Source organism: Niallia sp. NCCP-28, from assembly GCF_023168165.1.
Classification (GTDB): Bacteria; Bacillota; Bacilli; order Bacillales; family Cytobacillaceae; genus Niallia.
The window spans coordinates 83,598-95,945 of the sequence record NZ_BQYJ01000008.1 but is presented as its reverse complement, the minus strand read 5'-3'; the positions used below and the strand labels follow the sequence as shown (position 1 = coordinate 95,945).

At 34.2% G+C, this 12,348-nt stretch carries 12 protein-coding genes and 1 riboswitch; all 12 genes read left to right on the top strand.

The genetic code is table 11. The features are described 5' to 3' along the window. Positions 1-213 precede the first annotated feature (213 nt). The 12 genes from NCCP28_RS18960 to NCCP28_RS18905 all read left to right on the top strand — a co-directional run bounded on the left by NCCP28_RS18960 (position 214) and on the right by NCCP28_RS18905 (position 12,246). On the top strand, positions 214-912 hold the full coding sequence (locus NCCP28_RS18960) for a GTP pyrophosphokinase (protein ID WP_375709428.1): 699 nt from the start codon (positions 214-216) through the stop codon (positions 910-912). A gap of 333 nt (positions 913-1,245) precedes the next feature. Then, on the top strand, positions 1,246-2,406 hold the full coding sequence (locus NCCP28_RS18955; RefSeq protein ID WP_248562789.1) for a DEAD/DEAH box helicase: 1,161 nt from the start codon (positions 1,246-1,248) through the stop codon (positions 2,404-2,406). Between the two features lie 154 nt (positions 2,407-2,560). Further along, positions 2,561-2,797 (top strand): hypothetical protein, encoded by a 237-nt coding sequence (locus NCCP28_RS18950; protein WP_248562788.1) that lies wholly within the window; start codon positions 2,561-2,563, stop codon positions 2,795-2,797. Between the two features lie 210 nt (positions 2,798-3,007). Next, a complete protein-coding gene (locus NCCP28_RS18945; protein ID WP_248562865.1) occupies positions 3,008-4,135 on the top strand; it encodes a GerAB/ArcD/ProY family transporter in 1,128 nt (375 codons plus the stop codon). Between the two features lie 42 nt (positions 4,136-4,177). Next, on the top strand, positions 4,178-5,296 hold the full coding sequence (locus NCCP28_RS18940) for a GerAB/ArcD/ProY family transporter (RefSeq protein ID WP_248562787.1): 1,119 nt from the start codon (positions 4,178-4,180) through the stop codon (positions 5,294-5,296). Then, positions 5,293-6,879, top strand: coding sequence for a spore germination protein (locus NCCP28_RS18935; protein ID WP_248562786.1), 1,587 nt, complete (start codon positions 5,293-5,295; stop codon positions 6,877-6,879). Before NCCP28_RS18940 ends, NCCP28_RS18935 begins: the two co-directional genes overlap by 4 nt. Positions 6,880-6,881: 2 nt before the next feature. Then, complete coding sequence (locus NCCP28_RS18930; protein ID WP_248562785.1) at positions 6,882-8,081, top strand: Ger(x)C family spore germination protein; 1,200 nt, start codon at positions 6,882-6,884, stop codon at positions 8,079-8,081. 136 nt (positions 8,082-8,217) lie between these two features. Further along, positions 8,218-8,327: riboswitch (TPP riboswitch) on the top strand. 206 nt (positions 8,328-8,533) lie between these two features. Next, positions 8,534-9,139, top strand: coding sequence for a thiamine phosphate synthase (locus NCCP28_RS18925; protein ID WP_248562784.1), 606 nt, complete (start codon positions 8,534-8,536; stop codon positions 9,137-9,139). Then, positions 9,136-10,266, top strand: a complete 1,131-nt coding sequence (gene thiO, locus NCCP28_RS18920) for a glycine oxidase ThiO (protein WP_248562783.1) — start codon at positions 9,136-9,138, stop codon at positions 10,264-10,266. Before NCCP28_RS18925 ends, thiO begins: the two co-directional genes overlap by 4 nt. Next, on the top strand, positions 10,263-10,466 hold the full coding sequence (gene thiS / locus NCCP28_RS18915; RefSeq protein WP_248562782.1) for a sulfur carrier protein ThiS: 204 nt from the start codon (positions 10,263-10,265) through the stop codon (positions 10,464-10,466). Before thiO ends, thiS begins: the two co-directional genes overlap by 4 nt. A 2-nt stretch (positions 10,467-10,468) precedes the next feature. Next, entirely contained in the window at positions 10,469-11,242 is a 774-nt protein-coding gene (locus tag NCCP28_RS18910) for a thiazole synthase (protein ID WP_248562781.1), read from the top strand. Further along, entirely contained in the window at positions 11,239-12,246 is a 1,008-nt protein-coding gene (locus NCCP28_RS18905; protein WP_248562780.1) for a ThiF family adenylyltransferase, read from the top strand. Before NCCP28_RS18910 ends, NCCP28_RS18905 begins: the two co-directional genes overlap by 4 nt. Positions 12,247-12,348: the final 102 nt, after the last annotated feature.

Sequence of the window (12,348 nt, the reverse complement as noted above, 5' to 3'; positions counted from 1 at the left end):
ACAGTATTTGACTGATCGGTCATTTTTCGTTAATATAGATATATAGTTTTTCCAGATAAATTTGTTTTTTAGTCAGTAGCATAAAGTATAGGGTTTTCCTAACTAGAGGTGATTAAACAGTGAAAACAATCGATCAAATAATAGAATTTCTAAAAAAAATGGGAGTGAATGCGGAGAAAGTCTGCAGAAGCCCAAAGGAGACTTACTAAAGAAATGGAAAGCCTTAATCAAATTAAATCATATGCAGCGGAGAATAACTTTGACTTGGATGAACTCTCCAATGAATTAATTGGTTGGAAAAATGGTTTAATTATCTATCGATTTGCCTTAGAAGAAATTAATACGAAGCTGAAAATTTTAAATGAAGAATTTCAATTTATTCATAATCATAATCCAATAGAACATATCAAATCCAGAATTAAAGACCCAAAAGGCATTATGCTGAAGTTGCAGAGAAAAGGGCTGGATATAAATATTGATAATGCGAAAAAGCATATTCATGATATAGCAGGTGTAAGAATTACTTGCTCTTTTATATCCAATATTTATGATATTTATCATATGCTAAAAGGGCAAAGCGATATTAAAATTATTAAAGTAAAGGACTATATCAAAAATCCAAAACCAAATGGATATAAAAGCCTCCACTTAATTATTAAAATTCCTGTTTTTTTAAGCAATGGGATGGAGGAAGTTTCAGTAGAAGTGCAAATTCGAACAATTGCAATGGATTTTTGGGCAAGTCTGGAACATAAGATTTATTATAAGTTTGATGACGGTGTACCAGAACATTTGCTAGCGGAATTAAAAGAAGCCGCAGATGCAGCACATGAATTGGATCTTAAAATGAAAAGAATTAAAGACAGGGTAGATATTTACCAAACTGTCGGCAAGGATAATCCATTGATTTAATAGAGTGGATAAAAAAGGTTTTTTGCGAAATTTATTATTTTTCAATTAACGAAACAGTTTTAAAAAAGAAACCATAAAAATTAATGCGAAAGCCGCCACAATGAAAGGTAAAAAGAGTCTTCTTTTTTAGCTTTCATTTTTTTTTATTATTTATGTAGTTGTAGATCTTAAGATAATAGATTATATTTCAATTTTTAGGATAATAATTTATAATAAGATAATATATTTTTATCCCTATTTAGCGGGCAGTAAGTCCTAATGAGGGGATTTTTACTTTATGCTTTACAAAGAAGTGATGGTTATAATTTAAACATCACATATAAGGAGATACAAATGAAGGATCAACAATTTTGGAATAATCTACAACCATTTATTCAAGAGAATTGGCAGAAAGCAAAGTTTGAAAGAGGCACATCCATTCAAGAACAGACAATTCCGTATCTTTTAGAAGGAAAGGATGTAATTGCGGAATCGCCAACTGGAACAGGAAAAACATTAGCGTATTTATTGCCGCTGTTAAATAAAATAAATGTGGAAGAAAAAAGTATGCAAGCAATTATACTAGCATCTTCTCAAGAACTTGTTATGCAAATTTTGGGGGAAATCCAAAAATGGGGAGAAGGCAGTGGAATCAGGTCAGCTTCTTTTATTGGGGGAGCCAATGTTAAAAGACAATTAGAGAAGCTGAAAAAGCATCCTCATATAGCAATATGCACGCCAGGAAGAGCGCTTGAACTAATCAAGCAGAAAAAGTTGAAAATGCATGCTGTTAAAATGGTCGTATTGGATGAAGCAGATCAGCTTTTAGTTGCGGAGCATATTGGAACAGTAAAACAAATTGTTAAAGCAACATTATTAGATCGTCAGGTAGTATTATTTTCCGCTACTTTAACCAAAGAAACAGAAAATCTTGCAAATGAGTTAACGAATAATCCAGAAATTATTCGGGTGAAAAAAGATGAAACAATTAAAGCCGCAATAGTTGATCATATTTATTTTGAGGCGGAATATCGGGATAAAATAAAAGTAATGGAAAAAATTTCGAGATTGGAAAATAGTAAAATTCTTGTATTTGTAAAAGATATAGGAAATTTAACTGTTATTTATGAAAAATTAGCCTATAAAAATATTCAAACAAGTATGCTTCATAGTGATTTAAACAAAATGGAACGCTCAAAATCCGTTAATGGTTTTCGTAAAGGAAAAACTAATGTATTATTAGCAACAGATGTAGCAGCGAGAGGACTTGATATTCAAAATATTACACATGTTGTACATTATGATTTGGCAAATGATACAACTCAATATATTCACCGTTCAGGAAGAACTGGCAGATTTGGCGCACAGGGGACAGTTATAAATATAGTGACAGAGCGTGAAGAAAGAGAATTGAAGCAATTTGCAAAAGAGCTGGATATCCCTCTAGCTAAAAAAGCATTTTATGATGGGAAAATAGTAGATTTTTCATCTCAAAAGATAGCAAAAAGAAAATAAAGTGAAGTTGTTGCATCCCCTTTAGAATAATTTTCTAAAGGGGATTTTTTTATTGAAATAAAGAGAAAAATCTTCTTTTAAAAGAAAATTAGTATAAATTTGGAGGAATTTCACAAGATATAGAAAGAAAATAAATGGTTTTAGGAGAATAAAGATGGTTACTTTTGCTTATATGCTGGTAATAGGAATGTTGGGTGTACTTACAATTTCTTTAGATATGTTTGTATATCATAAAGGCTTTATGTATTGTTTTAAAAATATTTACAGTGCAGAAGTCGGAGCAGGAGCAATTACCATTGTCGTTACAGCAATTTTGGGTTTTCTTTGGTCAGTTGTAGTGGATATTCGTTTGCGAAAAAGCAAAAAGCAGCCAAAGCAAACTGGAAATTAAACAGAGTAGCCCTATTTATAGGATAAGTTGTTCAATTTCAGGCTGCAGTAGCATTATTTTATATTTTATTCCCTCCTAGCGGGTAGCAAGACCCTTTTCTTAAGGAAATGAGAGGACAGGATAAATTTAGATGGATAAAAACTTCTCGTAAAAGCCTGATTGTTAGTTGAATCCTATAACTGTCTTATGAAGAAAGGTAACGTGAAAAGTATGTCAAAAGAAAATATTTCTTTAAGTCAGTTAGCCGCCCTTTTATTTAATTTTCAAATAGGAAGCTCTGTTGTTATTGGATTAGGATTAAATGCAAAAGAAGATGCCTGGATTGTTATAGTAATTTCAATGATGATCGGCGTATTCATAGCAGCTTTTTACTATTATATTGCTATATCCCTTCCTGGGAAAAATTTATATGAGATATTCGAGTACTGCTTTAATCGCAAAATTGCAATCATATTAACCCTTTTGTATGCTTGTTATTTTATTTATTATGCTTGTCGCATTATACGGGATTTTGGTGAATTGATTGCAACCGCAGTATTGCCATTTACTCCAATTGAAGTCACTATACTTTTATTAGTTCTTTTGATGGGTTACATCTTATATTTAGGAATTGAAGTATTGGCAAGGACATCGGAGATATTTACTCCATATGGGGTGATATTGACACTGTTGCTTTTTATATTCTTATATGTGAATAAAAATATTGATATTTCTAATATTAAACCAATTTTGGGAGAAGGGATGAAGCCAGTATGGAAGACTATTTTTCCATACGAGCTAGTACGGCCATATGGGCAAATATTAGTATTTTTATGTGTTTTTTGTAATGTAAGCAATATTCAAATAGGCAGAAGGGTTGTTATATTCAGCATTTTCATGGGCAGTATGTTATTGCTTATGTCTTCTCTTTTAATTATTTTATCGTTAGGCGAGGATATCGCATTGCGTTCTAACTTTCCTCTGCTAAGTGCTGCAAGGCTTGTTTCCATCGGAGAATTTATACAGAGGATAGATGCCATCGCTATCTTCTCCATGATGCTGGGAAGTTTAGTAAAAAGCTGTGTTTATATATATGCTGGCATAAAAGGATTAGAGTATGTATTTAAATTGCCATTTCGTTATTTTTCGATCCCGATTTCATGCATTGTAGCTATGTTTTCTATATTTATTGGCCGCAATTATACAGGGCACTTACAAGAAGGCTTATTGAGCAATCCATTTTTATTACATGTACCACTTCAATTTATCTTTCCTGTTTTATTAGTCTGTGTGATGTTATTAAAAATGTGGAAAAGCAAAAAAAAATATAGTTCTCCACTTACAAAAAAAAATATGTAATAAAAATTGTTTATATTATTTTGATACAAGGTGTTGAGAGCCGTGCTAACAGAAAAATTATCATTAATTCAGTTACTGACGCTAATTATTAATTTTCTCCTTGGTAGTGCTATTGTAATTGGTGTTGGTTTAGAAGCAAAACGTGATGCATGGATTGTTGTTTTGATTGGAATGGTTATTGGCTTACTAGTTATGTTGTTTTATTTTCAAATAAATTATTTGCTGCCAGATAAAAATTTATTTGAAATATTTGAATACTGCTTTAAAAGGCCTATTGCCATCTGTTTTTCTGCTCTTTATGTTACCTATTTTATCTATGTTTCTTGTAGGGTTATCCGGGATTTTGGAGAATTGATTTCCTCTGCCATATTGCCGTTAACGCCGACAGAAATAGTTATATTAACATTAATGGCTGTAATCGGCTATATCCTTTATATGGGCATAGAGGTGCTGGGAAGAACATCAGAAATATTTACGCCGTATACTTTTGCCTTTATGGGCATTTTATTTATCTTTTTATATGCGGGTGGAAATATTCAACTATTTAATATAGAACCTATATTAGCAAGCAAACCGAGTGTTATTGCACATGCAGTTATTCCATCTGTAGCAGTATTTCCGTACGGAGAACTAGTTGCATTTACCGTGATTTTTTCTAATATAACGGATTTTAAATACAGCAAACTAGTTTGTTTAATGGGAGTTGTTATTGCTAGCATAATTTTAGCAACCTCTGTTTTTTTGATTATTGTAACTCTAGGAGAAAATACAGCTTTGAGATCAAATTTTCCTTTATTAAGTGCTGCAAGGCTTGTTAGTATAGGTGAATTTATTGAGAGAATTGATGCAATTGTTGTATTTATGATGATGCTGGGAATTTTGATTAAAAGTTCAGTATTTATGTATGGGGGACTAAAGGGATTGGAGTATATTTTTAAAGTTCCATTTCGTTATTTTTCGATTCCAGTAACATGCATTATAAGTATGTTTTCCATTTTTATTTCTACCGATTTTTCTGATCATATTAGTGAAGGAATACTTGTTAGCAAATATTTGATTCATTTGCCGATGGAATATGGAATACCTGTATTCATTTTGGGAATATTACTACTTAAAAAATGGAAAAAGGAACGAAGCTCCCGTAAGGAGATGAATGCATGAACTATTTAAAAAAGCTGCTTGCTATCAATAGCAAAAAAGAGATTCCGACTAGTACGTCACCTGATAAGGCAGAAAAGATAGACTTAGCAAAACTTTCTATTCTTGAGCTGAAGTCAGAATTATTGCATAGCTTTGGGCACACTGCAGATTTGCAAGTAGATGAAGCAAAAGTCGGCAAAAGTAATGTAATGATTGTTTATTTAGAATCTGTTGTGAATACTGATTTTTTAAAGGAAATGCTAGGGAAAACTCTTGAAAGTCCAGTAGAAAATGATATAAAAATTACTACAATGGATGATCTTAAAGAGCTAAGCAAAAGAAGCTTTGGAGTATCAGGGTATGAGATCATTAAAACAATGGATGATATTGTTGCAGGTATATTGGATGGCAGAATCATTCTTGTTTTTGAAGGGATTCCTGCGGCATTAAGCTTAAGCTATATCAACAGTGAAGGGCGTACAGTTGCAGAACCAACAACACAAACAGTTGTAAGGGGACCAAAGGATGCTTTTGTTGAAGATGCATCGGTTAATCTTAATTTAATTAGAAAAAGAATAAAAAATCATAATCTGCACTTTGAAAAGTTTATGATTGGAAATGAGTCAAGAACAACTGTTTATATGGGATATATGAATGCAATTGTTAATGACAAAATTTTGACCGAGGTGAGAAAGCGTTTAAAAAGCATTAATATTGCTGCTATTTTTGAATCCTCTAATATTGAAGAAATGATTGTCGATAAAACGGCTACAGTTTTTCCCTTGGCGATGAATACAGAACGCCCTGATTCAGTTGCTTCCAATTTAATGGATGGAAAAATTGTCATTATTACAGATGGAACACCTTTTGCTCTACTAGTCCCTGTTGTGTTAACCGATTTTTTTACTTCTGCGGAAGATTATTATCAAAATTATGTGATGAGCAGTTTTGTACGATTAATTAGATATATTTCCTTTATGATTGGATTATTAATGCCATCCGCTTATGTTGGAATTTTAACTTTTCATCCAGAACTTTTGCCGACAACTTTATTGTTAAGCATTATTGCACAGCGGGAAGGAGTTCCATTTCCAGCAGTTGTAGAGGTTTTTATCATGGAGATTACTTTTGAAATTTTGCGGGAAGCTGGAGTGAGGATGCCTCGGGCAGTTGGTCAGACAGTTTCTATTGTGGGAGCATTAGTTATTGGACAGGCAGCAGCAGAAGCGGGGATTATCTCTAATATTATGGTCATTATTGTCGCAATAACAGCGATTGCAAACTTTGTTTTTCCAAATTATAGCTTTGCAAATGCTTCTCGCTTGATTCGATTCATTCTTATTATTGTAGCTTCTATTTTAGGTCTCTACGGTGTTCTGCTTGTGTTAATTTTTATGGTGGCACATTTAAGCTCCCTGCGTTCTTTCGGTGTGCCATATTTGGCACCAGTTGCACCATTCGTTGTAGAAGATCAAAAGGATGTCTTTATCCGTTTTCCATTATGGTCTATTAGCAAACGCCCATCTTACTTAAGCACTAATGAAACAAAAAAACAGAAAAAAGCAGATTCTCCTTCACCTCCACAACCGGAAGGCGGGAAGTAAAGTTGAGAAGAAAATTTTTGCTTCTTTTGATTATCTCAAGCTGTCTGGCATTATGCGGGTGCTGGGATCGCAAGGAATTGTCAGAGATTCAACTTGTATCAGGCATGGCGGTAGATTTAGGGGAGAATGCGAAATATAAAGTAACGGTAGAAGGATTAAATGCTATTGAGCTAAATAGTCAAACAGCGAGTGGGAATGCTCCCTCTACTGTGGAGAGTATTGAAGGAGATTCTCTTGCAGAAATTACTCATCAATTTAATCAATATTTAGCACAAAGTCTTATTTATTCCCATATGAAACTTCTTGTCATAAGCGAAGAAGCAGCAAAATTAGGGGTGATTGATTTTCTAGATTATGTGGAAAGAAATAGGGAATTGCGAGATGATTTTAAAATTCTGATTGCAAAAGGAAAAGCGGAGGATGTATTAAAAATAACTTATCCATTTAAAAAGGCCTCTTCTTTAAAGATTTCTCCTCAAGTCGATAATCTTTTAGGCGATTGGGGCGGGGATCCGGGCGTACGGATAAATGATTTTATTTCTGATTTAACTTTAGAGGGAAAAGCCCCTGTATTAGCAGCAGTGAAAGTGCAAGGAGATCCCGAAAAAGGTGGAACCATGGAAAATATAAGAAAAGTAGTGCCAGATGCTATAGTAGAAATAGAGTCATTAGGTGTATTTAAAGAAGGAAAGTTAAAAGGATTTATGGAACTAGAAGATACAAGAAGCTATTTATGGATTACCAATCAGCTGAAAAAAACGGCACTTTCTATAAACTGTGAAGGCGGTCAATATGGTGCCGTTCGGATTGGGCAGTCCAATACACATGTAGATGTTAAGTGGAAAAATGGAAAACCTGATATTAATGTACGGATAAAATCAGAAGGATTTTTAGAGGGGACACAATGCTATAAAACAGTGGATAGTGTCAAAACTTATAAAAAGTATGAGAAATTGACAAATAAAACAGCAGCACAAGAAATAAAAAATACGATACAAAAAGCTCAAAAAGAATTTGGATCAGATATCTTTGGTTTTGGGGAAATATTTAGAAGGCAGCATAATAGTCAATTTATGAAGGTAAAAGATAATTGGAATAACCATTTTGCGGAAGCGAAAGTTGATGTGAGCTATGATATTACAATTAGAAGATCAGGAATACGAACAGAAAGCTTTTTGACAAGAGTGAAAAGAGAAGATTAATTTTTTTTCTAAGAAATGAACGTACTGAAAAAGATATTCTGCAAAAACATTTGAAAAATTTATATAAAAAAAAAGTCCTGCTTTTATTGAAAAAATATTTGTATATGTTAAGATATGGGTAAATTCATTATATATTAAGCATCACTAGGGGATCCCTTGATAAGGGCTGAGAAAAAAGTAGCTACTTTTAAACCCTCAAAACCTGAACAGGTTCGTACCTGCGTAGGAAAGTGGAATATATTTTATTTATCTGTGCATTAATGTAATGTTCATAATGTATATATAAATGTTTATGTATTGTAATTTACAGCCACTTTCCTTTGAATAGGAAAGTGGCTTTTTTATGAGGAAATTTATCACTATTTAATGGGCCTTTGGCCTCTACCGATTGAATTCTCATTTTATTTTATTATCTTAATGGTTCAGAAATTTACTTTTATGAAGAGGAGGAGATGAAGATAAAATTAATGGCTGTTACCAATAATCAGCATGGCATAGAGAAATTGATGTCAATTATTTTAAAAATACATGAATATGTAGACTATATACAAATTAGAGAAAAAAGCAGAACAGCAAATGAAGTATATACACTATGTAAGCGATTAATAGATGAGGGAGTAGCAAAGGAAAAATTAATTATAAATGATCGGGTAGATGTTGCTGCTCTTTTAAATATTAAGAGCGTTCATCTGCCTGGAAATGGACTGCCTGTGGAGCAAGTAAAACATCTAAATCCTCAGTATTTTGCAGGTGTGTCTGTACATAGTCAGGAAGAGGCGCAAATAGCACAAAAAAATAAAGCGGATTATGTTTTATACGGACATTGTTTTCAGACAAACAGCAAAAAAGGGAAACCGCCTATTGAACTGCAGTCCATTAAGAAAATAAAAAAGCAGCTATCTATTCCTCTTTTTGTCATTGGTGGAATTACAGAAGGCCGTGTGGAGCAATTAGCAGATTTAGGAGCAGATGGAGTTGCGGTTATGTCAGCAATATTTTCTTCATCCAATCCTTTAGAATCTGTAAAAAAACTAAATGAAAGGTGTTGGAGGTTGTGAAACAGCACTTTGATATGGTTGTAGTAGGAGGCGGAATAATAGGGTGTGCCATTGCCTATTATCTTGCGAAAGAAAATGCGAATGTTGCAGTATTAGAGAGTCAGAGTATTGGCGGCAAATCTACCAGTGCTGCAGCAGGAATGCTAGGGGCTCACTCAGAGTATAAGGAGTTTAAGCAGTTATACCCTTTTGCAAGAAGCAGTCAACTTTTATATCAAGAGCTATATGGAGAAATAAAGGAGTTGGCTGGAGTCGACTTTGAAATGAAAAGAGGGGGACTTTTAAAGCTAGCTTTTTCTGCATCAGAAAAACAAGAGATGGCATCCATTTACGAGCTGCCAACGGTTGAATGGCTTAATAGGGAAGAAGCGAATGAAAAAGTGCCTGCTCTTACAAAAAGCATAATAGGTGCAGCATTTCTAAAAGAGGATGTACATATTACCCCAATTGCGGCATGTAATGGATTTAGTAAAGGTGCTCAAACGCTCGGAGCAGAAATCTTTGAATATACAAATGTATCAGAAATAACAAAGCAAGACAGCCAATATAAGATCAAAACTTCTAGAGGAGATTTTACGGCTGCTCAAGTAGTTATCGCTAGTGGGGTCTGGAGTAATTCTTTTTTTCAGCAGATGGGATTAACTAATCGGATTATTCCTGTAAAAGGAGAATGTATTGCTGCAATGAATGAGGAAATGCCATTAAAGCACTCGATTTTCCATGACCAGCATTACATTGTTCCAAGAAATAATGGTCAACTTATTATTGGTGCCACTAAAAAATGGAATGACTGGAACGAAAAGCCGACTCTTGAGGGTATAGAAAGTGTGATTAAAAAGGCAAAAGAAATGATTCCAGCCATAAAAGATATGAAAATGACTAATTGTTGGGCTGGACTTAGGCCACAGACTTTTGATGGAAATCCATTTATCGGGGAGCATCCCGAAATGAAAGGGTTATATTTTGCAGCTGGCCATCAAAGAAACGGAATTTTATTAGCACCAGCTACAGGAAAAATGGTGCGAGATTTATTGCTTGGAAATCCTGTTGATAAAAAATGGATAGAGGCTTTTAAAGTTGAACGAAGCATAAACAAAAGTACTGAACTAGAGGAGGTAAAACTTTGATTATTCAGTTAAATGGAAAATCGCAAGAGCTGACAGATCATATAGAAACAGTAGCAGATTTATTAGCATTTTTTGAGTTGCAGAATCGGATTGTTATTGTAGAAATAAATAAAGATATTATCGAAAAGGAACAGTATTCTATTCAAGATTTGAAAGATGGAGATGCTGTTGAACTTATTCATTTTGTAGGAGGAGGATGAAAATGAAAATGCTGAAAATTGCAAATCGTACATTTCAATCAAGATTACTTTTAGGAACAGGCAAATATCCATCATTTGAGGTCCAAAAAGAAGCAGTGGCAGTATCTGGTAGTGAAATATTGACTTTTGCTGTTCGCAGAATGAATATATTTGAACAGTCACAGCCTAACTTTTTAGAGCAATTAGATTTAAGCCGCTATACGCTTCTGCCAAATACAGCGGGTGCAAAAACAGCAGAAGAAGCGGTAAGAATCGCAAAATTAGCTAAAAGTTCTGGTTTATGCGATATGATTAAGGTAGAAGTAATTGGCTGTGATAAATCGCTGTTGCCTGATCCAGTGGAAACACTAAAAGCATCTGAAATGCTGTTAGAAGAGGGATTTATTGTGCTTCCATACACTTCAGATGATGTTGTATTGGCTAGACGATTAGAAGAACTAGGTGTGCATGGAATTATGCCGGGGGCTTCTCCGATTGGTTCAGGAAAAGGCATTATTAATCCACTAAATCTACAGTTTATCATCGACCAAAGTTCTGTTCCTGTTATTATTGATGCAGGCATTGGCTCACCGAAAGATGCTGCATATGCAATGGAGCTTGGAGCAGATGGTGTACTTTTAAATACCGCGGTATCCAATGCGAATGATCCAGTGAAAATGGCATTGGCAATGAAATTGGCCATTGAAGCAGGCAGATTTGGCTATGAAGCAGGCAGAATAAAGGAAAAAAGTTATGGAGTAGCGAGCAGTCCATTGACGGGGATGATTACATCTTGACACACCGTTATTTTAAACAAGAACTGTTTCTTGGGAGAGCTGGGCAAAATAAGTTAGAAAATAATCATGCTATCATTTTTGGTGCAGGGGCATTGGGCTCTTCCATCGCAGAAATGCTTGTTAGAGCAGGCATAGGAGCAATTACCATTGTTGATCGTGATTATGTGGAATCCAGCAATTTGCACAGACAACTATTATATACAGAAGAAGATGCAAAGCTTAAACTTCCTAAAGCAATTGCCGCTGAAAATAGGTTGAAAAAGATAAACAGCAGCATCACAATAAAAGGAATAATGGCTGATATCAGTTTCCAAAATATCGAGATGATGTTGGATAATATATCCATTATTATGGATGCTACCGATAATTTTGAAACAAGATTAGTAATCAATGATGCAGCTATTAAATATGATATACCATTTATTTTTGGAGCATGTGTATCAAGCTATGGGCTAACGTATCCTGTTATATCAAATCAAACACCTTGTCTGCACTGTTTGATAGATCATATCCCAATGAATAATATTACGTGTGATACAACTGGCATTATTAGTCCAATTGTTCAGTGGACAGCAGCCATGCAAGTATCACAAGCCATGCAAATTATGACAGGCCAATCAGTAAAGCCAGTGCTTCGTTCATTTGATATTTGGAAAATGGAGCATGCTGAGATTGATGTATTAAAATTGAAAAATAAGCAATGTCCAACATGTGGAGAAAAAGCAGAGTTTCCTTATTTGTCTATGGAAAGACAAACAAAAGCAGATATTTTATGCGGAAGGGATGCAGTCCATATTAGACCGCCGGCACCTAAAGCATTAGATTTAAAATATCTATCTAACCAATGGAAAAACCTTGTTTCCGAGATGATGGCGAATCCATATTTGCTTTCATTTCAATATGAAGAGTATCGGGTTATCCTTTTTAAAGATGGCCGTGCCATTATTCATGGAACAGCTGAGTCCAGCAGTGCAAAAAAAATATATAATAGATTATTAGGATAAAATATACAGTCATTTAATAGATGATTAAGATCAATCCCCTCGCTTTTTAGGCAAGGGGATTTTTATTTGTTACAGCAGGAAGGTTAGCCTGCTTCTCGCTGA